General features: G+C 40.6%; 32 protein-coding genes. 18 read left to right on the top strand and 14 right to left on the bottom strand.

The features are described from left to right. Nucleotides 1-7: 7 nt before the first annotated feature. Genes NQ095_RS02145 through NQ095_RS02155 form a run of 3 tightly spaced genes read right to left on the bottom strand, consistent with a single transcriptional unit; the run spans nt 8 to nt 1,264 of the window. Nucleotides 8-322: a DMT family transporter gene (locus NQ095_RS02145; RefSeq protein ID WP_258261869.1), complete on the bottom strand. Its 315-nt coding sequence runs from the start codon at nt 320-322 to the stop codon at nt 8-10. After that, nucleotides 322-666 carry a DMT family transporter gene (locus NQ095_RS02150; RefSeq protein WP_258261870.1) on the bottom strand — a complete coding sequence of 115 codons (345 nt, stop codon included), beginning with the start codon at nt 664-666 and terminating at the stop codon, nt 322-324. The genes NQ095_RS02145 and NQ095_RS02150 overlap by 1 nt, the downstream gene beginning before the upstream one ends. Nucleotides 667-670: 4 nt before the next feature. Next, on the bottom strand, nt 671-1,264 hold the full coding sequence (locus NQ095_RS02155; protein ID WP_258261871.1) for a TetR/AcrR family transcriptional regulator: 594 nt from the start codon (nt 1,262-1,264) through the stop codon (nt 671-673). A gap of 173 nt (nt 1,265-1,437) precedes the next feature. Between NQ095_RS02155 and NQ095_RS02160 the strand changes: the two genes are divergently transcribed. From NQ095_RS02160 to NQ095_RS02170, 3 genes are read left to right on the top strand one after another with little or no spacing between them, the layout of a single operon-like run. Continuing rightward, entirely contained in the window at nt 1,438-1,767 is a 330-nt protein-coding gene (locus NQ095_RS02160) for a hypothetical protein (protein ID WP_258261872.1), read from the top strand. A gap of 57 nt (nt 1,768-1,824) precedes the next feature. Next, a complete protein-coding gene (locus NQ095_RS02165) occupies nt 1,825-2,190 on the top strand; it encodes an aminoacyl-tRNA hydrolase (protein WP_258261873.1) in 366 nt (121 codons plus the stop codon). 23 nt (nt 2,191-2,213) lie between these two features. Further along, nucleotides 2,214-2,558: a VOC family protein gene (locus NQ095_RS02170; protein ID WP_258261874.1), complete on the top strand. Its 345-nt coding sequence runs from the start codon at nt 2,214-2,216 to the stop codon at nt 2,556-2,558. A gap of 67 nt (nt 2,559-2,625) precedes the next feature. On the opposite strand, the gene NQ095_RS02175 is transcribed toward NQ095_RS02170, so the two are convergent. After that, nucleotides 2,626-2,820, bottom strand: a complete 195-nt coding sequence (locus tag NQ095_RS02175) for a hypothetical protein (protein ID WP_258261875.1) — start codon at nt 2,818-2,820, stop codon at nt 2,626-2,628. Between the two features lie 447 nt (nt 2,821-3,267). Continuing rightward, a complete protein-coding gene (locus NQ095_RS02180; RefSeq protein ID WP_258261876.1) occupies nt 3,268-3,465 on the bottom strand; it encodes a hypothetical protein in 198 nt (65 codons plus the stop codon). 186 nt (nt 3,466-3,651) lie between these two features. On the opposite strand from NQ095_RS02180, the gene NQ095_RS02185 reads away from it, so the two are divergent. Together NQ095_RS02185 and NQ095_RS02190 are read left to right on the top strand one after the other, a co-directional pair. Beyond that, nucleotides 3,652-4,080, top strand: coding sequence for a hypothetical protein (locus NQ095_RS02185; RefSeq protein WP_258261877.1), 429 nt, complete (start codon nt 3,652-3,654; stop codon nt 4,078-4,080). After that, nucleotides 4,064-4,555 (top strand): hypothetical protein, encoded by a 492-nt coding sequence (locus tag NQ095_RS02190; RefSeq protein ID WP_258261878.1) that lies wholly within the window; start codon nt 4,064-4,066, stop codon nt 4,553-4,555. Before NQ095_RS02185 ends, NQ095_RS02190 begins: the two co-directional genes overlap by 17 nt. A gap of 47 nt (nt 4,556-4,602) precedes the next feature. Here NQ095_RS02190 and NQ095_RS02195 read toward each other — a convergent pair whose 3' ends face one another. After that, nucleotides 4,603-5,457, bottom strand: coding sequence for an STAS domain-containing protein (locus NQ095_RS02195; protein ID WP_258261879.1), 855 nt, complete (start codon nt 5,455-5,457; stop codon nt 4,603-4,605). Between the two features lie 223 nt (nt 5,458-5,680). Between NQ095_RS02195 and NQ095_RS02200 the strand changes: the two genes are divergently transcribed. After that, on the top strand, nt 5,681-6,070 hold the full coding sequence (locus NQ095_RS02200; protein WP_258261880.1) for a thiol-disulfide oxidoreductase DCC family protein: 390 nt from the start codon (nt 5,681-5,683) through the stop codon (nt 6,068-6,070). A 100-nt stretch (nt 6,071-6,170) separates the two neighbouring features. On the opposite strand, the gene NQ095_RS02205 is transcribed toward NQ095_RS02200, so the two are convergent. The 5 genes from NQ095_RS02205 to NQ095_RS02225 all read right to left on the bottom strand — a co-directional run bounded on the left by NQ095_RS02205 (nt 6,171) and on the right by NQ095_RS02225 (nt 9,146). Beyond that, nucleotides 6,171-6,578 carry a secondary thiamine-phosphate synthase enzyme YjbQ gene (locus tag NQ095_RS02205; protein WP_258261881.1) on the bottom strand — a complete coding sequence of 136 codons (408 nt, stop codon included), beginning with the start codon at nt 6,576-6,578 and terminating at the stop codon, nt 6,171-6,173. A 55-nt stretch (nt 6,579-6,633) separates the two neighbouring features. Continuing rightward, on the bottom strand, nt 6,634-7,155 hold the full coding sequence (locus NQ095_RS02210; protein WP_258261882.1) for a 2'-5' RNA ligase family protein: 522 nt from the start codon (nt 7,153-7,155) through the stop codon (nt 6,634-6,636). Between the two features lie 9 nt (nt 7,156-7,164). Further along, nucleotides 7,165-7,458, bottom strand: coding sequence for a hypothetical protein (locus NQ095_RS02215; RefSeq protein WP_258261883.1), 294 nt, complete (start codon nt 7,456-7,458; stop codon nt 7,165-7,167). 50 nt (nt 7,459-7,508) lie between these two features. Further along, nucleotides 7,509-8,234 (bottom strand): LamB/YcsF family protein, encoded by a 726-nt coding sequence (locus NQ095_RS02220; protein WP_258261884.1) that lies wholly within the window; start codon nt 8,232-8,234, stop codon nt 7,509-7,511. 726 nt (nt 8,235-8,960) lie between these two features. After that, on the bottom strand, nt 8,961-9,146 hold the full coding sequence (locus NQ095_RS02225) for a hypothetical protein (RefSeq protein WP_258261885.1): 186 nt from the start codon (nt 9,144-9,146) through the stop codon (nt 8,961-8,963). Between the two features lie 374 nt (nt 9,147-9,520). Here NQ095_RS02225 and NQ095_RS02230 point away from each other — a divergent pair, with 374 nt between their 5' ends. Beyond that, a complete protein-coding gene (locus NQ095_RS02230) occupies nt 9,521-10,198 on the top strand; it encodes a response regulator transcription factor (RefSeq protein ID WP_258261886.1) in 678 nt (225 codons plus the stop codon). Further along, a complete protein-coding gene (locus NQ095_RS02235; protein ID WP_258261887.1) occupies nt 10,195-11,604 on the top strand; it encodes a HAMP domain-containing sensor histidine kinase in 1,410 nt (469 codons plus the stop codon). Before NQ095_RS02230 ends, NQ095_RS02235 begins: the two co-directional genes overlap by 4 nt. Before the next feature lie 13 nt (nt 11,605-11,617). Here the strand turns inward: NQ095_RS02235 and NQ095_RS02240 are convergent, their stop codons facing one another. After that, a complete protein-coding gene (locus NQ095_RS02240) occupies nt 11,618-12,094 on the bottom strand; it encodes an Hsp20/alpha crystallin family protein (protein ID WP_258261888.1) in 477 nt (158 codons plus the stop codon). 589 nt (nt 12,095-12,683) lie between these two features. Here NQ095_RS02240 and NQ095_RS02245 point away from each other — a divergent pair. The 3 genes from NQ095_RS02245 to NQ095_RS02255 all read left to right on the top strand — a co-directional run bounded on the left by NQ095_RS02245 (nt 12,684) and on the right by NQ095_RS02255 (nt 17,105). Then, complete coding sequence (locus tag NQ095_RS02245; protein ID WP_258261889.1) at nt 12,684-15,530, top strand: 2-oxoglutarate dehydrogenase E1 component; 2,847 nt, start codon at nt 12,684-12,686, stop codon at nt 15,528-15,530. A 19-nt stretch (nt 15,531-15,549) separates the two neighbouring features. Continuing rightward, nucleotides 15,550-16,791, top strand: coding sequence for a 2-oxoglutarate dehydrogenase complex dihydrolipoyllysine-residue succinyltransferase (odhB, locus tag NQ095_RS02250; protein ID WP_258261890.1), 1,242 nt, complete (start codon nt 15,550-15,552; stop codon nt 16,789-16,791). Between the two features lie 176 nt (nt 16,792-16,967). Continuing rightward, nucleotides 16,968-17,105: a hypothetical protein gene (locus NQ095_RS02255; protein WP_258261891.1), complete on the top strand. Its 138-nt coding sequence runs from the start codon at nt 16,968-16,970 to the stop codon at nt 17,103-17,105. Between the two features lie 75 nt (nt 17,106-17,180). On the opposite strand, the gene sda is transcribed toward NQ095_RS02255, so the two are convergent. Continuing rightward, the gene (gene sda, locus NQ095_RS02260) at nt 17,181-17,315 is read right to left on the bottom strand and encodes a sporulation histidine kinase inhibitor Sda (RefSeq protein WP_034758885.1); all 135 of its coding nucleotides are present in this window, start codon (nt 17,313-17,315) and stop codon (nt 17,181-17,183) included. Nucleotides 17,316-17,698: 383 nt separating this feature from the next. Here sda and NQ095_RS02265 point away from each other — a divergent pair, with 383 nt between their 5' ends. From NQ095_RS02265 to NQ095_RS02275, 3 genes are all read left to right on the top strand, one after another. Beyond that, the gene (locus tag NQ095_RS02265) at nt 17,699-19,333 is read left to right on the top strand and encodes an AMP-binding protein (protein WP_258262199.1); all 1,635 of its coding nucleotides are present in this window, start codon (nt 17,699-17,701) and stop codon (nt 19,331-19,333) included. Between the two features lie 193 nt (nt 19,334-19,526). Further along, on the top strand, nt 19,527-20,399 hold the full coding sequence (locus tag NQ095_RS02270; protein ID WP_258261892.1) for a gamma-glutamylcyclotransferase family protein: 873 nt from the start codon (nt 19,527-19,529) through the stop codon (nt 20,397-20,399). 118 nt (nt 20,400-20,517) lie between these two features. Continuing rightward, entirely contained in the window at nt 20,518-21,144 is a 627-nt protein-coding gene (locus NQ095_RS02275; protein ID WP_258261893.1) for a DedA family protein, read from the top strand. A gap of 25 nt (nt 21,145-21,169) precedes the next feature. On the opposite strand, the gene NQ095_RS02280 is transcribed toward NQ095_RS02275, so the two are convergent. Continuing rightward, the gene (locus NQ095_RS02280) at nt 21,170-21,499 is read right to left on the bottom strand and encodes a hypothetical protein (RefSeq protein ID WP_258261894.1); all 330 of its coding nucleotides are present in this window, start codon (nt 21,497-21,499) and stop codon (nt 21,170-21,172) included. Nucleotides 21,500-21,708: 209 nt separating this feature from the next. On the opposite strand from NQ095_RS02280, the gene NQ095_RS02285 reads away from it, so the two are divergent. The 4 genes from NQ095_RS02285 to NQ095_RS02300 all read left to right on the top strand — a co-directional run bounded on the left by NQ095_RS02285 (nt 21,709) and on the right by NQ095_RS02300 (nt 26,225). Continuing rightward, the gene (locus NQ095_RS02285; RefSeq protein WP_258261895.1) at nt 21,709-21,912 is read left to right on the top strand and encodes a DUF6501 family protein; all 204 of its coding nucleotides are present in this window, start codon (nt 21,709-21,711) and stop codon (nt 21,910-21,912) included. A gap of 464 nt (nt 21,913-22,376) precedes the next feature. Continuing rightward, nucleotides 22,377-23,282 (top strand): GNAT family N-acetyltransferase, encoded by a 906-nt coding sequence (locus NQ095_RS02290; protein ID WP_258261896.1) that lies wholly within the window; start codon nt 22,377-22,379, stop codon nt 23,280-23,282. Nucleotides 23,283-23,458: 176 nt separating this feature from the next. Continuing rightward, nucleotides 23,459-24,295: an ATP-binding protein gene (locus NQ095_RS02295; protein ID WP_375162803.1), complete on the top strand. Its 837-nt coding sequence runs from the start codon at nt 23,459-23,461 to the stop codon at nt 24,293-24,295. Between the two features lie 10 nt (nt 24,296-24,305). Next, nucleotides 24,306-26,225 carry a vWA domain-containing protein gene (locus NQ095_RS02300; RefSeq protein ID WP_258261898.1) on the top strand — a complete coding sequence of 640 codons (1,920 nt, stop codon included), beginning with the start codon at nt 24,306-24,308 and terminating at the stop codon, nt 26,223-26,225. The last annotated feature ends 91 nt before the right edge of the window (nt 26,226-26,316 follow it).

The following is a 26,316-nucleotide window of genomic DNA, read 5'->3' on the forward strand; positions in this document are numbered from 1 at the left end:
TTCATGATCAAGAGACAATCTTTAAGCCGATGATGCTTCCAACGATACAGAAAATGAAAAACAGCCTTTTTACATCCCTTGTTTCATTGAAAAACATCATCCCCATGAGTACAGCACCTGCAGAGCCGATGCCGGTCCAAATCCCATAACCTGTGCTTACGGGAATATCCAGCAGGGATAGAGACAATAGGTAGAAACTCATGGCTCCCGCTGTAAAACTGATCAAGGAAGGGACGAATCTTTTATATCCTTCTGAAAGCTTCATGAACGTCACCATGATCACTTCTGAGAACCCTGCAAAGATGAGAAACACCCAGGCCATCAGTAGCCACCCCCAGTATCTGTTTCTTCTTTATCACTCATCTTAAGTCCAATGACTCCAAAAATGAGTAAAGAGATGAATGCAATCTTCAATATGCTTATCCCATCATTCAAGAACAACATACCAACTACAGCCGTGCCTGCTGCTCCGATACCCGTGAAGACGGCATATGCTGTCCCGATTGGCAGGAGTCTCATTGACTTAGAAAAAAAGTAAAAACTCACTAAAATGAGGAATGCCGTAATGATACTTGGCACCGGTTTTGAAAACCCCTCTGAAAGGGATAATCCCGTTGCCCAGCCAATTTCAAGGATTCCCCCAATAATCACATATAGCCAGCCCATGATGCTACTCTCCTTTGCGGCTTGATATTCCAAGTGCATAAACTTTCCAAGCCGATTCGATTCGTTGTTGAAATATTTCTTCCGTGTAATAATGATGCTCCAGAAAGACACCATCAACCAGACATAAGAACGACGCTACAAATTCATCCTCAGTGACCTCTTGAAACATTTTTTGGTTAACGCCTTCCTTGTAGACCGAAGATAAGATGGATGTGGTAACCTTTTCGAAGTAAATAAATTGTTCCTGTATTAAATCCTTAAACTGTTCAGGGGGGAAAAATGTCACCCTTTTCCACAGTAAAGCTTCTTTGGTTGTCATTAATCGTTGACAAAACAAATCGAAAAGCACCTTGATATTCTTAAGGGGTTCTTGATGATTCATGGCGCCCTCCGTTTTCCTGTACGCTGTCACTTCTGATACAATCAAGTCCTCTAATACTTCAGTAAAAAGATCCTCTTTACTGCGGAAATGATTATAAATAGAGGGTTTTTTTATTCCGACCTCCTTAGCGATTTCTGCCAAAGAAGTATCTTCATAGCCCTTTTGTCCAAATAGATCAAGCGCCGCATTTTTTATCAGCTGCTTATTATCATTCATAATGATCCCACTCCCTCAAACTAACTAACGGTCGTTAGTTTTATTATAAAACCCTTTTTAGCAGAATGCAAGAAACGAAATTGGTCACTCTTAAAGAATACACTCGAATGATTAGCCTATCCCATACATATAATCTTCTGTTGATTTTAAATGAGGGGAAAGGGGGGATTTGCATGAACGTCTTATGGTTGAAAATAAGCATTCTGGGTTTATTGGTTTTAACGCTGGTGGGTTTATTGATTTTGAAAATAGTGGTTAGTACGAAGGGTGACTGGGTAGTAATCGAAGAGAAGTATTTTCCAGGAAAGGATGGACACGGTCCGTTAGGAATCCAGTCGGGGGAAAAACTGGATTCCCCTCAAAGTGAGTCCACATGTGCCATGAAGTTTGATAATGGTCTTACCTTTTCAGTGGACTGCGATGAATATCTTGATTACAACATCGGGGAGAAGGTCAGAATAGTCTCGGGTGATAATAATGAGGTAAAACTAAGAAGGAAGTAAATGTGTTAGGATAATACCATAGAACTGAATACATTTATGATAGGGATGATCATGTATATGTCGAAAAAGGACCTTGTTCAATATTTTATCGTTAATAAAGATCTATCGATGTCCAAAGGGAAGACCGCTGCACAAGTGGCACATGCCGCCACCTTGAGTACTTTGTCGATGATGTCAAAGGATTCTCCTTTCCAAAGCAGGCAGGCAGATTTTATAGAATGGGTGCAGACGGGCATGAAAAAAGTGGTTTTAAAGGGGAGAACGGCAGAACTGGAGAAGTTAGAGAAGAAAGGTTATTTCAGCATACATGACAGTGGGTTGACTGAAATTAAAGAAGGGTCTTTGACTGTGACCGCACTACCTCCGATGGAAAAAGAAGAAGGTAAGGAAATTGTCGGTCATTTGTCTCTATTAAAAGATTAAATGGAGTGAAGGAGGAATTTGCATTGTTTTCGAAAATTGACACGGTACATATTCAAGTGAATGATTTGAAGAAAGCCCAACACTGGTATGAAGAGGTATTGGAGTTGGAACAGATATTTAATTCAGGAAAATATTTCGTATTTAAAATAGGGGTAGGGGAATCGACTCTTACGATTCAAGAAGGAGAGGTCCGTCCCTCATCGATCACACCAATCTTGTTTTCCGATGCCCTGGAAGAAACGAGGTTGAAGCTTTTGGAGAAGGATGTGGAGGTCGGGGAAATTGAAGTAGATGAAGATGTGACGTATTTTGAATTTCGTGACCTGGATGGAAATGGTTTTGAAGTGTGTCAATACATCCCGTTATAAACATCCCCTTACCTCAAAAAAGCTGATCAGAAAAGGTTCTGATCAGTTTTTCTATATAGATAAGCGCTTATTTTAATGTATCTAGATACGCGTAATACGCGGCTAGTTTTTCATTGTTGTTTGCAGCTTTACCGTTTCCCTTTAATGATTTACCTATTGCAAAGTATTCTTTATGAACAGGTAAGACATGAACGGTAACAGCTGGTCGCCCTCTATGCCTGAAATCCTTAGGTACGTGAAGCATGGAAAATCGTTTCATCATTATGCCTCCTTTAAGGAGAGAGCCATTCTACCCATCTTGTATTATTTAAGTAGAATCCATGGTTTTCTAACGATAACATAAAATATTATTTGACTCAACTTTCTGATTATTGAATACAATTAACAGGTTGAAATATTTGAAAAGTACCCCCATGAATGAATGGATGGATTCGTAGTTTATAGTGAAGATGATGGATCATCTTTCTGCACATTCTGATATTAACAACTTTGGGAGGTATTTATAAGTATGAATATAGACGAAGTACTAGAAGATACCGTAGAACTTGGACAAGAAGATCTCAATCGCCCCATCTATCGCGTCGACATCGATAAACTATTAGAATTAACAAGTGATATATAAGACGAATTCCATATAGAGATAATGAAGAAGGCAGGCCTTAAAGAAGGGTCTGCCTTTTTCATATTTCAAATTGAATTTACCCGCTGTTTAGTCGTGTCTTTTATGTTTATTAAGTAATTCCTTCATCATATTGATAATGGTTGATCTTTCAGTCTTATCGAATGTGCGGGTCCATCCGGATAGGAGGGTTTCCTCTTCTGTTGACAAGTCTCGTTGCAATCCATCTACGAAAATTTCTTTGATTTCGTCTTTCCCATATTTAGGGTTAATTGTTTCATGTCTCATCGATCTACCTCCTTGCTTCTTCTTCCTTATTTTCCCCTTGTCTTGTAATTCAAACATCTTAGTGCTTTCTAAGTGTTATGTGATGAAGGGATTAAGGGAAGAATGATGAAAAAAGTATAGGAGATTCTTATGTCGCTCCCTTTCTTTATTACCGTGTTGATCATATTGATATACATTGCTCTTTTTATGAAGAAAAAACTTTCATTTACTGCCAACTCCATTCAATTTATGGTGTTATCCATTATTTCCACGAATTACATCACCATCATGACGAATAACCTGGATTGGCTGAAGGCTACCGAGGACGTCACTCAGTTCATCAGTCTGCTCATAAACCGGGAATGTATTTTACCTTTGGTGGGTGTGATCATGGTGAATGGGTACATGAATTATCAGAAGAGAAGCGAAAAAATGCTTTGTTATCTAAGTCTCTTGTTTTTTATCAGTGTATTAGACGTCCTTCACGTGTATTTTCATTCTCTTTTCTATCCAGATTGGAGCTTATTCAATACAGTTATCGTCAATGGGTTGTATTTAGTATTCTGCATATGGATGGGGAAGGGACTATACTATTTCCAGAAGAAGGAGGAAGGAAGGTATGGACAGGATTTATGAGAGATCCTTTGATTCAAATGAATGGTTCATCATCATTAGTCTGATCGGTCTTCTTTTGCTGATATGGGCCACTCCAAAAATTTTCTCCTTTCTTGAAGGGACGAGTTATTTCATTTACGGAATATCGGTGGGCATGTTCTATGATCATACCATCAGTATCCCGCCATGGGACTTTTATGACGTAAACGATAGTTCTGCCTATCAGGGAATAGATTTTATCAGTTATATTATGTATGGACCATATAGTTATTTTTTTATTTATATCTATCGTAAGTTGAGAATAAACGGGATCATGAACCTTGCGTACATATTGATTTGGACCGCCTTTTCCCTTTTAATGGAGTGGTTTACAGTGAAAATCGGAATCTTCCATTTCGACAAGGGTTATAAGATGTATTGGTCCATCCCTATCTATATGGCAGTTCAAAGTATTCAACTCCTAGTGCATCATCAAATAAAAAAAGACTACCGATAGCTATCAAATAGAAAACCGGAAACCACTGTAGCAGGGTTTCCGGTTTTTTAGACGGAGAGAACCACTTCGTATTGAGTGAATCCGATATCTTCCAGAGCTTTTTTCAGGCTTGCGCTTGTTTTCAGATCCTCAAAGGTAATACCGAGATTCCCCAGTGTATGAGCAACTTCTGGCCGGATACCGGTTAAGACGGATTGCACACCCATCATTTTTAGCGCATTGATGATTTGATAAATATTATGGGATACCATCGTGTCCATGATGGCAACACCGGAAATATCTATAAAAAGATAGTCTAATTGCAGATCAGAGGTTTTCTTCAATGCAGTTTCCATGATGGCACTTGCTCTGTGGGTATCAATTTCCCCGATAAGGGGCAGGATCGCGATCTTCTCCGCAATGGGTACAACCGGGGCCGAGAGTTCATCCATGGCAGTGTGGATGAGGGCTATCTGGTCATTTTGTTCAGTGCGGAAAACTTCGTTTAACAGATATGCAATTTCATCTAGAATGGGATTGATTTCTTTATTTACTTGAAGCATAAGGGAGGCTGAGATTTGATTATCATTCAATTGTTCATTGAATATATCCCAAATGGCAGTACGGAAACCTGATAGGGTTTTTAGGGATTCATTGAGAGGCAATTCATATTCAAGAGCCACTTTCCCAACTTTATCAGTCCATTCCTTTACTCTTCGGGATGATTCTACTTTGTCTTCGTACAAAGATTGTCCGAGTATTTCGATTAATTGCATGCGCCATTCGGTGACTTCTTCCATCTTCAGTCCCGATAACGTAAGCTGCTCAGAAAAATTCTGTTCCTGGTAGCGAATGACACCTTGAGCGATTTCGGATTTATGGGAAACAATTTGTTTACCAAAATATAATAATTCGTCTCTCATTTTCTTCAGCCAACTCCTTATACTGCATGTTTATTTATTCCATTACGAAATAATCTTTATTAATGGTAATACAGTATATCATAGAATCTAGTAAAATTATACTTTCCTTTAAGGAGGCATATCCTGTTCAGGCGTGAGGAGAAACGTTTGTTCTTTATCCTTTTATCTGATTGTATTATAGTAAAGGGGAATGGAAAGCCGACTATGACTGGGGGTGATTTACTTGCGGATCATTTTGTTCGATGGAATATGCAATTTTTGCAATAGTAGTGTACGGTTTATCATTAAGCGTGATGCGAGAGGGGAATTTCGATTTGCCTCGCTACAAAGTGAGATCGGACAGACGTTATTAGAGAAGCACAACATTCCTAAAACGACGGACAGCTTCGTATTGGTTGATGGGGACCACTCTTCCATTGAATCAACAGCTGCCTTGAAAGTATGTTCAAAACTGATGTGGCCATGGAAGATTTTCGGTCTTTTCCTCGTCATCCCGAAGCCTTTAAGAGACAGCATATACCGGGTTATTGCAAGGAATAGATACAAGTGGTTCGGGAAACAGGAATCATGCATGATTCCTTCAAAGGAGATTCGGGAACGGTTCATAGAATAATCACAACGGCACTGGAAAATGTGATGTGGAAGAGCAAAACACAATTTAAAAAGACCCCAGACGAGTGCCCGGGTCTATTTCCTGATCAACATATACGTTCTTACTCACTTTGAATCGTTTTAACGGAAACTTTTCTTCCTGAACGGGGTCCATCGAATTCACAAAGGTATATACCCTGCCATGTCCCCAATAATAGTTCACCATCTGATACGATGACCGTTTGAGAATGGCCGACGGTACTGGTTTTCAAATGAGCAGCCGTATTTCCTTCTCCATGTAGATCTGACGTGTGGTGCCATGGGTAAATTTCGTCTAATCGGCGAATGAAGTCGGTTTTTACATCGGGATCGGCATTCTCGTTTACCGTGATACCCGCTGTTGTGTGTAAGGACTGTACCACCACAAAACCTTCTGTCATTCCTGACCGATTAATAATATCTTGTACGTAACGGGTGATGTCGATCATTTCATCACGCTTCTTGGTATCAATGGTTAATGTTTTTATCATAATTAAACCCTTCCCTTATTAGACCTATTCGTTTACATTCCACAAAGCGTCGAGGTTAAAACCTGTTCTTCTTTAGAGGGACACGGCCGATGACGTGGGAAACATTGTCCTCCCCTATTTCTTCTAAAGTGATTTCCTCTACAATTGTATGATAGCTTTCCCTCCAATTCTTATACTTTTCAAGCGCATTGATATATTCTTCTCTGTTTCCAGGCCGACCGAGAGTGATATGGGGTAAGTATGTAAAGTGGGGATTCCGATAAGACTCCAGTATTCCTTTATACAAATCATCATGTATTTGAATAAGGTAGTCGTTGCCTTTTTTAACATTTAAGAATAAAAATTCACCGCCAGAACCTGTCACATCCCTTAAGGTCAAGCTGAATGGGGGAATGTGCTCCGCTACCGATTTTATATGGTCCAGGATGTCATTATGGGGAATAGAAGATTCAAAAGGGAAAACGAGTGTAATATGGGGAGGGATTTTATCCGACAGAGGGTCATGCCTATTCCTGATCTCCTGGATGTTTTCAATTGATTGAAATGAAGGGAAGATATGGATCGCTCTTTTCATCATGATGCTCCTTTACTGGCAGGGTGATTCCTGATTTTCAATGAGTGTATACGATGTGCGTTCGAATGATGCCCTGAAACACTCTCCTTCCTTTGTTTTATAGAGAGCCTTATAGATTTTTACGCTGCTCTTTGTAGTATGGGTCTGAATGATTCCCACCACCTTGGAATCCGGTGCCACCGTACGAATGGAGGATTGAATACTGTTGTGTAAAATGCTCCGTTTGTATACATATACTACAATGACAAAAGCTATAAGAAAGATGAACATCCACCTTAATCCCTTTAATAGAAATGTCTTGTTCACGGTTCAGCCCCATCTCCCTCATAACTTTTTTTCTTCTTAAGAATGCTTCCCTACCTTAACTTTTCAAATAGACGCTTGGCCAGGGATAGCGCAGCTTCATTATCTCCATGAAGACAAATCGTGTCTGCCTGGATGGGTACGGTCTTCCCATCAATCGAAATCACTTCTTGTTTTTCTACCATTCTAAGAACCTGTTTTTCCACTTCGTCCCCGTCATGAAGTACAGCATTTGGAAGAGAGCGTGGAGTTAATGAACCATCGGATTGATAGGCTCGATCGGCGAATACTTCATGTGCTACATGCAAGCCCACTTCTTCACCAGCCCTTGTCAGTTCACTTTGTGACAGGCCAAAAAGAGTGAGGGTGGGGTCAAGGTCGTAAACGGCTTCAGCTATCGCTTTAGCCATTGTGAAATCCTTTGCAGCCATATTGTACAAAGCCCCATGTGGTTTTACATGTGATAGTTTCCCGCCTTGCGCTTTTGTAAAAGCATATAATGCCCCTATCTGATATTGAATGAGAGCATAAGTCTCTTCAGGGGAGATCTGCATCATTCTTCTTCCAAATCCCTGGATATCCGGCAGCCCGGGATGCGCCCCCATCTTCACTTGATTTTTCAATGCGTTTGAAACAGTCTCTTTCATCACAAGGGGATCTCCCGCATGAAAACCGCAAGCGATATTGACGGATGTAACATAGTTCATCATTTCTTCATCTTTTCCTATCGTATATGCACCAAAACTTTCCCCTAAATCACAATTTAAGTCAATTTTCATTTTTTCATCCTTTCGAGCATGAGAATGTATTGTAACATTCTGAATTCTTCTTCATCATATCATAAAAGTACGTCCATTTGTTTACTCTGTAGATAGACTGCTAGTAAGACATGTATTTTCTCATCAAATTTTAATCTTGTTTTAATTGAGTTCACTTTTTTGGGCGTTACAATGAAACTTGCTTATGAATAAGGATTTATCACTCCCTAAACAGAATGTAAGTGGGGTAGCTTTCTATTCTGTTTAAATCTTTATTATGTAAGACCCATTCTAATTTCTTTCCTTGGAAGACAAAAGCCTTGCTGAAGCTTTTGTCTTCTTTTTTTATTTCATTAGACTCTTTTAACAAAGAATCTTGTTTTTGCAGAAGCAAGTGGTGGTTGATTTCCGCTGCAGGTGCTCGCTTTCCGCGGGGCGTGAGTTGAGCCTCCTGCTTTCAAGATGTCCAGCTATAGGGCTTAGGGGCTCGAGGTCATAAGCCAAGCCCGCCAAAAAGGACAAAAACGCCTTTCCGGCAGACTTGGCTTATGCTTGTCGCCCCTGGGCAAAGCCCTTTCGCTTTTCTGTTTTCCCGCAGGAGTCGAGCACCTTCCGCTCCAATCAACTGATTTTGAAAATTTATTAACACATAAAGATTGACAGAAAAAAAGATAGTCCTTGTTAGAATAACGACAAGAGTCATTCTTTTAAATATAAAAAATAGACAGGGAAGATGTTCTCCGCCTGTCAGTGGTTTTGTTGCCCGTTATTGGGGATGAGTTTCATTTTATGGAGCCATCCTTTCATTTTTCCTGCATTTTTTTTCCTCTCAGGCTGGTTCTCCATAATCCTGGTACGTAAAAGGTAATAAACGAGTTCTTCCGATAGGACGATGAGGATAAAGAAAGAAATAATCACGACGATCCAAGTCATACATTTTCCCCCTTTTGCTCTCAACTATGTTTATGGATATATCTACCACATTATGCGAATAATGAAACATGATCAGGAATAACGAACAGAGTCATAAAGATGATTATAATATGATTATGTAAAATGGTTTATCTCTTAATAAAAACTCACCTTTTTCTCATTTTATTTTAATGATGCAGGAGGAAAATAAGGGTATTGATAAAAGGGAGGTTAGAACCATGTGGATTCGAATTATTCCTATTTTATTTTTCAGCTTTACAGCGATAACATTAATGACATATCAAGGCATTGAAATATTCCATGCCCTAAATGATTTTATTTTCAATAAAAGTAAATTAAAATAAAGGGTATCAAGATTTAGAGCAGGTGATTGTGTGAAAAGAATCTTAGTCATTGAAGATGAAAAAAATCTATCCCGATTCATTGAATTGGAACTGAAATACGAAGGATATGAAGTCGGCCTTGCCTATGACGGGAGAGACGGTCTGGATCAGGCCCTTAACGAAGAATGGGATATCATCCTCCTTGACCTGATGCTCCCCGGATTAAATGGATTGGAAGTGTGCAGAAGGGTCAGGCAGGTAAAGGCCATCCCGATCCTGATGATTACTGCAAGGGACAGCGTAATGGATCGGGTATCGGGGCTTGACAGCGGTGCGGATGATTATATTGTCAAACCGTTTGCAATTGAAGAGTTGCTAGCAAGGCTAAGGGCTGTGTTCAGGCGCGCCGTAAAAGAGGAAGCTGCACAACAGACCACGTTTCATTACCGGGATATCATCGTATACAAGGAGTCCAGGCAGGTTTTTAAGCTAGAAGATGAAATTGACGTCACCAAACGGGAGTATGACCTTTTACTTACTTTTTTAGAGAACAAGAATATCGTGTTGACCCGTGAAGTCCTCCTCAATAAAGTATGGGGATACGATACGGAAGTAGAAACGAATGTTGTGGATGTCTACGTAAGGTATTTAAGGAACAAAATAGATTCTAAAGACGAAGATAGTTATATCCAGACCGTGCGTGGGACCGGTTATGTGATGAGGACATGAATCCATTCATCAATCGTCTTAAGCCTTCTTCCCTTAAGGTGAAGTGGGCTTTTGCAGCAGGGTCAGCTATTTTCCTCGCCTTTTTTTTATTCAGTTTTTTTCAATATCATGCCATCAATAAATGGATGCTTGATGAAGAAGAAAGTAACTTTGGCCGGGTCTTGGATGAAATTACTGTCTTCTTTAAACAGAGAGGGAACGATATCGAGCTTCAGGATATTTATAATAGCCGGGACCTAATGAAACAAATAGCCGAAAAAGACCAGACGATACGGATATTGGATCGTCAAGGGGAACAAGTATTGGGAATCAGGGGGGAAAATGAGTCAGCCTTCTATGTACCATTTCAACCTGTCAACAATAAATCCGTGGAACTTATAGAATCTGAAGGAAAGAAAATGCTCATTGGGCGTTCACCCATCAAATCAACCCGATTTAACGGCTATGTAGAAATCATACAGCCATTGAACCGTTATGAAAACATCATGAAAAATCTTTTCTGGATGATGACCATCACGGGGATATTGGCTCTGCTGATCAGTGCAGTCATCGGATATTCTATGGCGAAAAGCTTTGTCCGCCCGTTGAATAAACTTTCTGAAACAATGAGGTCCATCGAAAGAAAAGGATTTCACGAAAGAGTAGAGATTGTAAAGGCACATGATGAAATCAGTGACTTATCTCAGATTTTTAATAAAATGATGAGTCAGATCGAAAAGTCGTTTCAACAGCAGCAGCAATTTGTGGAAGATGCTTCGCACGAATTGAGAACCCCCATTCAGGTACTTGAAGGGCATCTTGCATTATTGAATCGTTGGGGAAAAAAGGATCCAACCATACTGGAGGAGTCTTTACAAGTATCCTTAGATGAGCTTGAGCGAGTAAAGCGGCTCGTAGGTGAATTGTTGGAGCTTTCCAGAGCGGACAGGGAAAAATTCGATTTGGAAAACGCCCGGGCACACGTACAGAAAGTGGTGGATAAAGTGATGAGGGACTTTAGGTTTCTTCATCAGGAATACACTTTTTCTTGTTTTGATGATTTAAACCACGAAGCGGTGGTAACCATTATGCCGAGGCATCTGGAGCAGATCATGATCATCCTGTTGGATAATGCCGTAAAGTATTCTGATGAACATTCCGCTATTGAAGTGAAGTTAATGGACTCTCAGGAAGACGTTATCATAGAAGTCAAGGATGAGGGGATTGGTATTCCTGAAGAAGATCTTCCGAAGATATTTGACCGCTTTTATCGTGTGGACAAAGCAAGAAGCCGCGAGAAAGGTGGATACGGACTGGGGCTTGCCATTGCGTCGAAATTGGTCCAAAACTATGATGGTGACATCACCGCCTTTGGAAATCATCCTGATGGGACCATCATTCGACTATCCCTTAAACAAATTCATTAAATTTACAGACGTCTCAATATTTTTCTGAGACGTCTATTTCTGTGTACTGCATGTCAATGCTCTTAGGGATTTTCAGTTCCAGGATTCCTTCCTTATATTGAGCAACAGCACCTTTTTTCTTAACAAGACAAGGGAGGGTGATCACTTGTCTTTCTTCACATCCGGGTATGTTCTCAATGATTGCCTGATTTGACGTGTGAAAAATTTTCAGCTGCTTCATCCATTCCTCATTCGGTACGTGAAAACGAATATAGATATCTTCAAAGGTTTCGAACACATTGGTAGGAATGGTGGAAGGGGATCTGGTTTCTTCCTCGCGTTTCGTTTGCTGCCCCTGATTGCCCATCGGATTCATAAAGGATTGTGCCCCATTCATCATATCATTCGGATTCATCATGCTGTCCCACCCGCCAGGAAACATCTTCTTCATCATTCCTTGAATATAGTTATCCATTTCTTTAGGGTTCATTTGATTCATTTGATCTTTCATGTTTTTATTGAAAGGGAATAAACTCCATGGGAACATGTGAACCACCTCACTTTAAACATAGTAAATAACCCTTTTGTTTCCTTCTGATTCTATCCTATGCATTGGATGGGCGATAAGTTCAATTCTTTAGATGCATGAGGGAGGTTGCGACTGAAAAATCTTTGCCTATGACTCTGTAAATATAGCACTAAACAAAAAAACGTAGAAAATAACAAAAAATATTTGGTTTTTTTAGGTAACAGTAGTAAGATGGTTTATGAAAAAAGTACCCTAACATAGGGATACAAGAAGGTGAAAGAGAAAGCGCTTAATAAAATATTATTTCAGAATAGTCGTTATACAGAAAGGTTTTTATGTAATTTATTATGGGAATATAAGTAATATTCGCATAAGGAGTATGGAAAACAAAATTTTAAGAAATTTGTTATAAAGACTTTATCTTACTACTGCACAGTGATAAAATGTCCTTGTAAGCGTTTTTATGTATTAAAAATTACTATTCTTGCATAATGAATACCGTTAATTGAATTGTAAGAATACATGATACCCAAATTATACTAACTGGCAAAATAGTTGGAGGTTTTTCACAATGAAAAAGCAATCTGCAAAAGGGGAACCGTGGCAATCGTTTTACGGACCAAACCTTGGTTATGTAATGGAGGTTTATGAACAATTCCTTGAAGATCCATCAGATGTGGATCCTGAACTAAAGGAATTATTCGAACAATGGGGACCTCCCACCGTTGAAGATGTAAAGGTGATCGCGAGCGCCCAGCACGGTGATTCATCGTTTACACTACCTGAACAGCCTACTGCCTTGAGTAAAATGGTGGCTGCGGTTAAATTAGCAGATAATATTCGTACATATGGTCACTTAGCTGCGGATATTAATCCCCTTAATGACCGGAATAAGGATACGAGAAGAATTGAACTTTCTGAATTTAATCTAACAGAAGAAGATTTAAAGCAAATACCTGTTGATTTCTTATGTCCGAATGCACCTTCCCATATAAAGGACGGTCTTCAGGCCATTCAGCACTTAAGACAGGTTTACACAAATAAGTTGGCATTCGAATATGCACATGTTCATGAGCTCGAAGAGAAAAATTGGTTAAGGGAAAAAATAGAGTCTGGATCTTATTTCCCTCCACTTTCTAAAGAGAAGAAAATGGCGTTATTAAAACGCCTTGCCCAAGTGGACGGATTTGAAAAATATGTTCATCGTACCTTTGTAGGGCAGAAGCGCTTCTCAATTGAAGGATTGGACACGATGGTTCCATTACTGGACGAGATGGTTCGTTATTCTGTTGAATCAGGTGCTAAAACCGTCAATATCGGAATGGCTCATCGAGGACGTCTGAATGTCTTGGCACATGTCATCGGAAAACCATACGAAATGATTTTTGCAGAATTCCAACACGCTCCGAGTAAGGACTTAATTCCTTCTGAAGGATCGATCGGCATCACCTTTGGATGGACGGGAGACGTTAAGTACCATTTGGGTGCAGACCGTGAAATTTCTCCACAGCAGTCACCGACCGCCCGTGCACGGGTGACGCTTGCCAACAACCCGAGTCACTTGGAAGTTGTCAGTCCGATCGTTGCCGGATACACACGTGCGGCCCAGGAAGTCCGGGAAGATAAAGGCAACCCACAGCAATCTCCTGAAGCTTCATATGCCGTCATGATACATGGGGATGCTGCCTTCCCGGGTCAAGGTGTCGTTGCTGAAACCTTAAATATGAGTCAACTGCGCGGATATAATACAGGTGGATCTATTCACCTTATCGCCAACAACATGATAGGTTTCACAACTGAAAGCCGTGATTCACGTTCGACAAAGTATGCATCAGATACGGCCAAGGGCTTTGAAGTGCCAATTGTGCATGTCAATGCGGATGATCCTGAAGCATGTTTAGCTGCAGCAGTCCTTGCCTATGAATATCGTAAAACATTCGGTAAAGACTTTGTCATTGATTTAATCGGCTACAGACGTTTTGGTCATAATGAGATGGACGAACCGATGGTAACAAATCCATTGATGTATTCAGTCATACAGAATCATCCAAATGTTAAGAAAATGTATGCTGATAAACTCATTTCAGAGGGTATCGTAACGGATGCAGATGTAGAGAAGATGGATTCTGAAATCGAGGAAGAATTAAAAGCTGCCTATAATAAAGTACCAGCCAAAGACGATGATCCAGATACGGTCCTTGCTCCTCCTGAGTATGTAGCGAATGGACTTCCGGAAATCAATACAAGCGTCGATTTCGATAAGCTGGAAGGGTTAAACAGCGAACTGCTCCAATGGCCTGAAGGCTTCAATGTATTCAAGAAATTAGATCGTATCCTGAAGAGACGCAGCCAGGTCTTCGAAGGAAAAGGGAAAATTGATTGGGCGCATGCCGAGACCCTGGCTTTTGCTTCCATCCTTAAAGATGGCACGCCAATCCGACTGACCGGGCAGGACTCTGAAAGGGGAACATTTGCTCAACGCCACCTGGTACTCCATGATGAGAAGTCAGGTGAGGAATATATCCCGTTACACAATCTGAAGGATAGCCATGCCTCATTTGTCGTTCATAACAGTCCTCTTACCGAAACTGCAGTAGTTGGTTACGAGTATGGATACAATGTGTTCGCACCAGAAACCCTTGTCCTATGGGAAGCTCAATTCGGTGATTTCTCTAATATGGCACAAGTGATGTTTGATCAGTTCATCTCAGCCGGTCGCGCGAAATGGGGTCAAAAAACTGGCCTTGTCATGCTTCTGCCACATGGTTATGAAGGACAGGGTCCTGAACACTCCAGCGCCCGTTTGGAACGTTTCCTGCAGCTTGGCGGTGAATATAACTGGACAGTCGCCAACTGTTCAACAGCGGGTCAATATTTTCATATTCTAAGACGTCAAGCCGCCATCCTCCAAAAAGAAGAAGTAAGGCCGCTTGTCATCATGACTCCAAAAAGCTTACTGCGAAATCAGTTTGCAGCTGTCACGGCAGAAGAATTGGCCAATGGGGAATTTCATTCCGTCCTAGAGCAAAAAGGGCTTGGGGAAAGTCCGGATGCGATTGAAAGGGTTGTGCTATGCAGTGGTAAGATTGCGATTGATTTAGAAGAGAAGCTTCAGGATATCGATGATAAAGACTGGTTGCACATTCTAAGGGTAGAAGAAATTTATCCTTTCCCTAAAGGGGATATCACAGCCATCTTAGAAAGGTATCCAAACCTTAAAGAATTGGTCTGGATCCAAGAGGAACCTAAGAATATGGGAGCATGGACATTTGCGGAATCACGACTACGTGACATTGCACCTGATGGTGTCGATGTACATTATATCGGTCGTCGCAGACGTTCCAGTCCATCCGAAGGCGAACCAACTGTACACAAAAAAGAACAATCCCGGATCATAAACGAAGCGTTAACCCGATAAGAAAGAGGAGGACATCACAGTGGCAGAAATTAAAGTTCCAGAATTAGCAGAATCAATTACAGAAGGTACGATTGCACAATGGCTGAAGCAGCCCGGGGATTATGTTGAAAAAGGCGAATATATCGTCGAACTTGAAACCGATAAAGTAAATGTGGAAGTCATTTCAGAAGAAGCCGGTACAATCCAGGAGCTTAAAGCTGAGGAAGGCGATACAGTAGAAGTGGGTCAAGTGATTGCCATTGTAGGTGCAGGCGGAGAAGCTAAAGCAACCCCTGATGCAAAGGAAGAAGCGCCCAAGAAGGAAGAAAACGAAGAGAAGACAAAAGAACCATCAGTTGAAGAAGCTCCAGTGAAAGAGGACAAAAAGAATCGTCCGATCGCTTCTCCTGCAGCACGCAAGTTAGCTCGCGAGAAAGGCATCGACCTCTCTGAAGTTCCAACAGATCCACTTGGACGTGTGCGTAAACAGGACATAGAAGCCTTTAGTAATAAACCGGCAGAAGCACCTTCTAAACCTGCTGCAGAGGCGAAAAAGGCTCCAGCAAAGAAAGATGATGGAAAGCCAGTGGTACGTGAGAAAATGTCCCGCCGACGTCAAACGATTGCAAAACGATTAGTCGAGGTTCAGCAGACGGCTGCCATGTTGACGACGTTCAACGAAATTGATATGAGTAAAGTCATGGAGTTACGTAAGCGTAAGAAGGACAAATTCTTTGATGACCATGATGTAAGACTTGGTTTCATGAGTTTCTTTACAAAAGCAGTGGTAGCAGCGCTGAAGAAATACCCTTACGTAAACGGTGAAATTGATGGGGATGAAATCGTCCTTAAGAAATTCTACGATGTCGGCGTAGCCGTCTCCACTGATGATGGATTAGTTGTACCTGTTGTACGTGACTGCGAACGAAAGAATTTTGCAGAAATTGAAGGGGAAATCATGGAACTGGCTACTAAGGCCAGAAACAACAAATTATCCCTTGGAGACCTGCAAGGAGGATCATTTACCATCACTAATGGTGGGGTATTCGGTTCATTACTGTCTACGCCGATCTTAAATGGACCACAGGTTGGAATTCTCGGAATGCATAAAATCCAACTTCGACCTGTTGCCATTGATAAAGATACAATGGAAAATCGTCCAATGATGTACATTGCTTTATCATATGATCATAGAATCATTGATGGAAAAGAAGCTGTTGGATTCCTGGCAATGGTTAAAGACTTACTTGAAAACCCTGAAGATTTACTTCTTGAAGGGTAAACAACGCTGATTGAATAATGAAAGATGAATGTTAGGCTGATTCATATGACCCCTGGTGGTATATGAATCAGCTTTTTTTTCACGTATTTTCACCATAGGAATAAAATATGGTTAAATGTAATAAAGTTTCCACAAGGAAACTTATGGACAATAGCAAACGGAAAGGGTGAACAAATATGAAAGCTTATCACTCAAAAAAAGTGGTTCAGTATTCTTTTCTGTTTCATAAAATCGGACTTCTCGATCATGATCAAATGAAGCAAATCGAGGAATACCATGGACTGAAAATCATGAAAAAAGACAGGCTCAAATGAATTTGAGCCTGTCATCAATAGGTATCTCAGGGGGTGAGATAAGTTGATTTTCAATTTTTATGTTTATTTACAGAGTCAAGATTTCCTAAAAGGTTTCAATCCACGGTTACGAATTTCTTTCTTAAGAAGCGATATCCAGTCTTGATCATTCCCTTGTTTCTCAGCATCACGATAAGCTGCCACCAACTGTTCATTACTTAAGATTTTCATGACCAACCTCCCAGGAAATGTATAAAATATAGAATTTTCTATATTTTCTATTTATTCTACATAGAAAACCTTCATTTGAAAAGAGTTTTTTCATAAATTCCGTCTAAAGTTGTATTTTTAGTTTTTTTGTTGAATTTGGTTTAATGAATGAATATTTTGTCTACACTAACCAGTTCTACATATGAAGACTTGTTGGATTTTGTCGGTAGTATGGTACCGGACTATTTAACCTGATTTTATAGGTAGATATTGATTAGTTTGAAAATTTTAATTTTTGTGATAATATACACGCATAAGGAACTGGAATGCCACCTCTTGAATCACTTGTGGAAGGTTCCAATTTTTACAGGGTCATACTAAAGGGGGAAAATCATTTGACGGAGATTTTACACACTACAGTAGGGGATCTTCTCGAAGAAAAAGCACGCATTCAGCCGGACAGTGAAGCGGTTGTCTATGCTGACAGGGGGTTAAGATGGTCCTATCACGAGTTTAACCAATTATGCAGACAGGCAGCAAAGGGCTTTATGAATCTTGGCATTAATAAAGGGGATCATATCGCCATTTGGGCATCAAACACACCTGAATGGTTAGTCAGCCAGTTCTCCACCGGGAAAATGGGTGCCGTACTGGTCACAGTGAACACAAATTATCGAAGTGCTGAATTAGAATATTTACTAAAACAATCTGACAGTCAGACGATTATTTTGATGGAAGAATTCAGGGGTACGTCATATATAGACATGCTTTATGAAATCTGTCCCGAATTGAAGTCTTCCGAGCCGGGGAAGTTAAAGAGTGCAAAACTGCCTTTCTTAAAAAATGTGATTGTTTTAGGGGAGAATTCTTACCCTGGTACATATAGCTGGCAGGATATCATGGAGAAAGGGAAAGAAGTGGAAGATAAAGACCTTGATTCAAGACTTTCCAGCCTCTCCCCACATGATGTCATCAATATGCAATATACGTCAGGAACGACAGGGTTTCCAAAAGGGGTCATGCTCACGCACTCCAATATCGTAAACAACGGGTATAATATTGCTGGCTGCATGAGGCTTGGCAATGAAGATCGTTTATGCATTCCAGTTCCATTCTTTCATTGCTTCGGGTGCGTACTAGGGGTACTTGCTTGTGTTTCCGTAGGAGCCACAATGGTCCCGTTACAGGAATTCGATCCCCGCCAGGTCTTGAAAACGGTCCAGGATGAAAAGTGCACGGGTCTTCATGGAGTGCCTACCATGTTTATTTCTGAGTTAAATCTCCCGGGTTTCGACAAATATGATCTATCCCATCTTCGCACCGGTATCATGGCTGGCAGTAATTGTCCGATTGAAGTGATGAAAGGGGTCATGGATAAAATGGGGGCAGATGAAATCACGATCGCATATGGTCAGACAGAGTCATCCCCCGTCATCACCCAGACACGTACCCATGATCCGATTGAATTAAAAGTCGAGACCGTTGGGAAATCCCTGCCGAATGTCGAAGTGAAAATTGTCGAGCCCGGTTCAAATCGTGAAATCCCAAACGGAGTCCAAGGAGAATTGTGTACCCGTGGATATCACGTCATGAAAGGATACTATAAAAATGAAGAGGCGACAAGGCTTGCCATTGACGATGAAGGCTGGCTCCATACAGGTGATTTAGCCGTCATGGATGAACACGGATATTGCAGGATTACAGGAAGATTAAAAGATATGATCATTCGAGGTGGTGAGAATATTTACCCTAGAGAGATTGAAGAGTTCCTTTATTCCCATCCTAAGGTATTGGATGTACAGGTGATTGGGATTCCAGATGAGGTGTATGGTGAAGAGGTCATGGCCTGGATCATTTTGAAGGAAGGACAAACTGCTACCCCTGAAGAGATCAGGGAGTATTGCACTGGTAAGATCTCACGTCATAAAATCCCAAGATATATCGAATTTACTGATTCCTACCCAATGACTGCCTCTGGTAAAATCCAAAAATTCCGATTAAGAGAGCAGGCGAAGCAAACTGCCATCCCAAAAAAGTAATTTAAAAAATGGAAGCGTTTCCCCGAAAAGGACATCCCTAACATAAAGTTGGGAATGTCCTTTTTTTATGATTATTCGTATAATGAAAGGAGAGAATACTGAAATTTCAAAGATCATTTGATAAAATATAAGAAAGCTAGTTTGAGTGATTAACTGTAATAAAGTTATGTTAACAAGAGAGAGGGGTAACGTGGTGTACGTGTTTGTCTATGGTACGTTAAGAAGACATGAAAGTAATCATTCCTTATTAAAAGATGCTTCATTGGTCCGGGAACAAGCCTGGGTAGAAGGACTGCTATATGAAACGAATAGAGGCTATCCCGCCATGAAAGAAGGCAATGGAACGGTCTATGGAGAATTATATAAGATCGACTCAGACATCTTGGTGGAGATCGATGAGCTTGAGGATTTCCTGGAAGATCGTGAAGAGAACCTATTTATCCGCAAGATTAAGGAAGTTGAAACAGACACCGGAACCCGGGAAGCATTTGTCTTTTATTCCGAAGATAAAGCATTATTTCAAGAAGAAATTCCTTCGGGAGATTGGAAGGTCCATCAATTCCTTAAGGGAACCGAAAGAACACTATACTTTGCATACGGATCCTGTATGGATGATGATCGATTTAAAAAAGCCCAGGTTGATCGTCATTTCAAGGAATGCCTTGGAGCAGGGGTATTGGAAGGATATACAATGAAGTATCTCTTTCAAGTACATGATGGAGGTCGTGGAGATATCATTGAAGATGGAGGAAGGATGGAAGGGGTAGTATATGATATCCCCAGAGAGGCTGTAGAGTATCTGTTCACAAGGGAGGGTGTCACACCGGGTTGGTACAGAGCGGCTTTCATTGACATACTGATAGACGGAAAACCGTATAACGATGTACTGACCTTTATTGTAAAGTTGAAATATATTGAAACTTGTCCCCCCGATCATTATGCCAGGGAAATCCTTAGGGGCAGCCGTCCGCATGTCAGTCAGTCTTATCATGAAAAACTACAAAGACAGTTAATGGAGATAGGTATGACGAAAGATCAAGTGGAGAACCTCCTTAAGTCAAGTTAAAGGGGCGGACACTTCATGAATCAGCAATGATTTCATCTTAATCAGTCGGGGTATTTAATAAGTGATCAGGTGGGTCACTGGGGAGATACAAATTGTATTATGTGAGAAGAGGTGTGTGATGGACTTTTTACTTCATTTAGTTGATCAATTTGGTTATATAGCCATGTTCCTATTTAGTTGGGTCGTGTTTGTGGGTCTACCGGTACCAAACGAATTGGCTGCTGCATTAGCCGGATATCTTTCTGAATGGAGACATTTTAATCCGTACACCTCTTTTTTCTTTATGTATAGTGGATTGATCTCCTATGGGACCTTTGCCTTCATGAATGGAAGGTATTTTGGCACTAAATTGACATCCAGGGTGAGGATTGGGAGCAAATCCAAAAAACTCATTGAAAATGGTGAAGTTTGGCTGAATAAATATGGTCCATTGGCGATTTCATTCAGCTATTTTATACCAGGGGTCCGGTTAGTCATGCCATATATTGCAGGTTCAATAAGAGGGATCTCCTTCATGAAGTATCTTCTTTATGCCCTTCCATCAGCATTCGTATGGGGAATTGTCTATTTTCAGATTGGACGTTACTTCCCTAAGAGCTATCAGGCACTGTTAAAGGACGTGAGCGTAAAAGCAGGGATTATTTTTGTCATCCCATTGATCGCACTGATTATTTACGGAATCTTCTTCACTATGAAAAAAAGTACCAATAAAACAAAGTGGAAAAAAGTAAGGTATCGAAAATAAGAAAAGACTGATGAAGGAATGTTCATCAGCCTTGTTCATCTATAATGATCGTGAAATACTTACCGAATACACCTATCGCTTTAACGGTTGTTCTGGAACCACTCTCATCCTCATAGATCTTGCCGATCGTGTTAAACAGCAAGTAGCCATTCTTAATATTTGATCCTGTTTCGATTAAGGTTGTATAGGAATTCCCCTCCACTTTTTTGGTGCAGGTAATCGAAGCATGGCATTCGATATCATATTCATTTAAAAGCCAAGAGTAAAACTGTTCTTCATTCGGCCGGTGGGTGCTCATATAAAAAAACAAAAGGATGGATAAAACGATCCCTATTCTGGTTAATCCTTTTTTCATGAAGATCGCACCTCTCCCAATGGTTTATCTCCTATAATATACCATATACCAATTGATTGGTGTGACAAAATCAAAAAAAAGTCGACAAAAAACTATATAAAGAGCAGCAAATACCGATTCAGCCGTAATCGGATTTAGATAGTAGTTGAACTAATGCGCCTGTAAGAATATACTAGTACCATAGTTCTGTTGAAAAGGAGGTTATCGACTTGATCCATAAAACTTGGACGGAGAATCATTCGAATAAAAAGATAAAGTGTGTACATACGGACGCGAAGAAATACACAGTGGCGAATGTCCTTACAGTTGGAAAAGAATATGAAGTGAAAAACGAATCAGATGAATACTACTTCGTCATCGATGAAAGTGGCAAAATGGGAGGATTCTACAAAGAATACTTTGAAGAGATCTAATCCATCTTTCAGCTGATTTTTTCCTAAACGGGAGAAATCAGCTTTTTTAATGTGAATTTTACGAAAGATATATTAAACTCTTTTCATATACTTTGTTGGTATTGATGGTAGCGAGTGGTGGTTGATTTATCTTCTTCCATACACATCTAAAAAAGATCAATTTACAACGTTGGCAGTGGTAGATTTTAGCTTGAATAGTAAAATACTATTTTATTCGATTTTTTACACTATTAAGCTCTGTCACGATATCTCTTTTTGATGGTGCGGGGAACGGCGTAGACTCCTGCGGAAAAACGGGCGTGCCAAGACCCCGGAAGCGAAGCCGTTCCCCGCACCATCTATCCCGCACACATAGACAGAGCCCTGGCAATTACTATGTTAGAAAACAACAATCTTTGAGAAAAGAGCTTTTTTTATTGCGTTTTTCAAACGGATTAAAATTGGGATGGATGGGGAGACGATAAATGCAGCAGTCATTTAGTAAACGGGTGGTTACTTTACAGGACATGTCATCACTGAAAGAACTATTTATGAACTATGAACGAAAGGCATTCGGAGAAAGGCAAACCAGTGAAGAAGAAATACATGAGATGGTGGAATCGATTCCAGAAACAGACCGCATAGGTCTTTGGCATAATGGGGATTTAGCAGCTATCTCCATTTTGACTGAAAAAGATCATCGCCTTCCCTCTTTAATTCTTGCTAACCCAAATGAACATATGAATCACTATATAAAGGAAATGGTAAAAGAATTAGTGTCAACCGCTAGAATCGGTAAAAAAAAGAAAAGTGGAAACAAATCCATTATCCTATCTGCAAATCTGGAAGTAGAGAAAAGGACTTTCGAACAATGTGGGTTTACTGCAACCCGTTTCTGGTTTCAGATGAAAAAGGATCTTGAAGATTTGACAATCACCTCCATTCCTTCTTATTATCAAATTTCAAGTTTCAATCCCGATACTGAAACACAGTGTCTTCATGAACTGTTTGAAGAGGTTTTTTCGGACCATTTCGATTATCACCCAACTGAATTGGAAGAATTCAAGAAGCGTTTTCATCGCCCTTCTTTCGATCCGACTCTTTGGTATCTGTTGAAAGAAGGAGACAATCTGATAGGATTTATCCTTTGTTCTGTTAATGAGGAGACCAGGATGGGGGAAATCACTCATCTGGGCATTCAGAGAGACTCGCGTCGCAGGGGACTTGCCCATCATTTACTTCATTACGCATTTCGCATGCTGAAAGAACGTCGGATGAAGACAGCAGCCCTCTCCGTAGACAGCGACAGCTATACCGATGCCACAATTGTCTATGAAAAAGCCGGCATGTATGTCTATAGGGGATTCACCCGATATGATCTGAATATATAAATCTTACCACACCCGGAATTGGGTGTTTTTTTCTTGATCTGCCGAAATAATAAATTTGTGCAGACCCTTTGCAGTGGAAGCGCTATTACATGTAGAATGACTAGTATGTGAATTGGAAAGGATGTCAAAGCATGAATTTGGAAAGACGACTGCCGGAATCGGTCAATCGTATAATAATGGAAAGAAAACAAGCATTCGTAAGTACTGAGTACCATTCATTGATCGGGGAAGGGGGATATACGGCCAGTGAAGATTATATCATCGAGGACAGCATCATCTCTCTTTCCCTTGGGAAAAACCTTCTTCTTAAAGGACCTACTGGGTCTGGGAAAACAAAGCTTTCCGATTCATTATCATCGATATTCTCTCAGCCGATGCACAGTATCAACTGCTCGGTTGATCTCGATGCAGAAGCATTATTAGGATATAAGACGATCAGTGAAAGGGATGGAAAAAATACCATCGATTTCATAGAAGGGCCTGTAATTCAAGCAATGAAAAATGGTCATCTGCTCTATATTGACGAAATTAATATGGCCAAACCTGAAACATTGCCGATTTTAAACGGTGTGTTGGATTATAGAAGAAGTATTACGAACCCATTTACAGGTGAAGTTGTGAAAGCTGCTCCCTCATTTGGGGTTGTAGCTGCTATTAATGAAGGGTATGTAGGTACGGTTCCGTTAAATGAGGCACTGAAAAATCGCTTTGTTGTCATAGACGTACCTTATATTGAAGGAGAAACGCTGAAGAGTGTCATCGAAAGTCAAAGTAAGCTTTCGGATGACAAGCTCATCGGGCGATTTGTGGACTTATCTTCGGATTTACTGATCCAGGTGAAAAATGGACAAATATCAGAGGAAGCGGCCTCCATACGAGCTCTACTTGATGCCTGTGACCTGGCTCTGTATCTCCCTGCCAAACGTGCGATACAGAGAGGAATCGTTGATAAACTTGAAGATGAACGTGAGAAAGCGGCTATTCTGAATATAGCAGAAACCTTATTTGAATGAGGGATTTGTAATGCACCGATTTATTCAATTTAATGATGAAAACATTGATTCATTTTTAGTGATGGAAATGGCGGATCTTACCAAGACTCTGTCTAAGAATGGGGAAATGAATTTGAAATATGGTCCGTTTTCTTATTTGGACTATAAAGAGGAAACGGTCTATGTCAGTCACTTCTGGGACCATCGAAAACGAGATGACGAAGTCCACGGGTTGAAAAGTGATATTTACTTGAGGACCATCGGTAATCTTCATCAAACGGAGAAAGAAGATGTAATTAAATACATTGAAAAAGTAAAAACCACTTCGATTCCACGATTCGCAAAGCAATTATTTGTCATAGGGGAAGAAATACGTTTGGAGGAAATTTGCAAATCCAAACGACCGGGTACCAAGAGATCATTTGACACGAGAAGGACATTGTACCGTCAGCACTTTGAAGCTCAGCTTAAAGTGAATTTAACGAAAAGCGTGTTTACAGATGCTCTGTTCAATTCGATTTACCTCCTTCTACACGCTCAATCCCCGTTGGAACAACCGGTGAAGATAAATGAGGATATAGACCTCGCAATGCCGTTTATTCATGGCCAGTTGACCCGATTTTATGAGACCCGTCAGACGAAGGATGTCGTGAGGGTTGCTTTGGAGATTGTAGAGGTTGTGGATGAGATCATCCAAAAAGATATGTTGAATGAATACTTCCATTTGCCTGAGGACGTCTATGGGATGGAAGAAACATCGGGCGAAACATTTGACGATTTAAAAAGGAAAGACCCTCTGGAGAATCATGATGTGCTGGAAGAAGAAAGCACGGGGGAAGAAGAAATCCTGGATGAAGAATTCCGTACTTGGCACAGGGAAACAAGTGACAAAGGGGAATCCTTCCTGCAATTCGATCTGGATCAAGGTTCGCAATCCGATCTCATGGGAGAAGGTGTCCGTGAAGGGGATGATGCTGATCAGGCTTTAGCAATGGTTCAAGGCTCCAAGCAGGAGACGGAACAGGAGCAGTACCATGATGTGAAAGCCGAGGAGCGGGAAAGGGAAGAGTCCGGAGGGGGAGAAAGTGAGTATGGAAAAGACAATCGCTTCGCAGTATCTCACTTTCTTACTCCATCTGTTCCAACTTCTGAAGAGAAGCTGGAGTATAGTCAGAACAAAGGAATGGTTGCTCCATTTCAGAAAAAGCTTCAGAAGATGATTGAGAAAACACTGGAACATAAGCGTATACAGCCTCGCAGCGATCTGCATTTCGGAAGATTGAACAACAAGTTATTGCGTTTCATAACTGATGATAATCCAAGACTTTTTTATAAAAAGCAGAACCCTTCCTCAGAGATAGATGCAGTGTTTTCTTTATTGGTCGATTGTTCAGGCTCCATGTATGACAAAATGGATCAGACGAAGCTTGGTATCACGTTGTTTCATGAGTCATTGAAATCAGTCAGGGTGGCACATGAAGTCGTCGGCTTCTGGGAAGATACGAACCGTGCGACCAAGACCAGTCAGCCGAATTACTTAAACCCTGTGTTGGATTTCTATACCTCCCTGAAACCAGGAAGTGGTGCTGAAATCATGCAGCTTCAGCCGGAAGAGGACAATCGGGATGGTTTTGCGATTCGTCTGATGACAGAAAGAATTCTGATGCGGAATGAAAAACAAAAATTCCTTCTTGTTTTTTCTGATGGTGAGCCTGCAGCCATGGAGTACGAACAGAATGGAATTGTCGATACTCATGAAGCAGTTTTGGATGCAAGGAAAAAGGGAATCGAAGTCATCAACGTTTTTTTATCAAACGGTGATATAGATGACTCCCAAAGAAAAACCATCCAGAATATTTATGGGAATTACAGCATCCTTGTTTCAGATGTGGAAGAACTACCGGAAGTATTATTCCCTTTACTCAGAAAGCTCCTGTACAAGAGTATATAAATGATTAAAATGACGACTACCAGGTTTCTCTGTAGTCGTCATTTTTCTTACCCTTCCTTATTATCCCTTATTCTCGTTTTAAAAGACTCAA

Origin of the sequence: Rossellomorea sp. SC111, assembly GCF_024733565.1 — a bacterium.
Taxonomy (GTDB): Bacteria; Bacillota; Bacilli; order Bacillales; family Bacillaceae_B; genus Rossellomorea.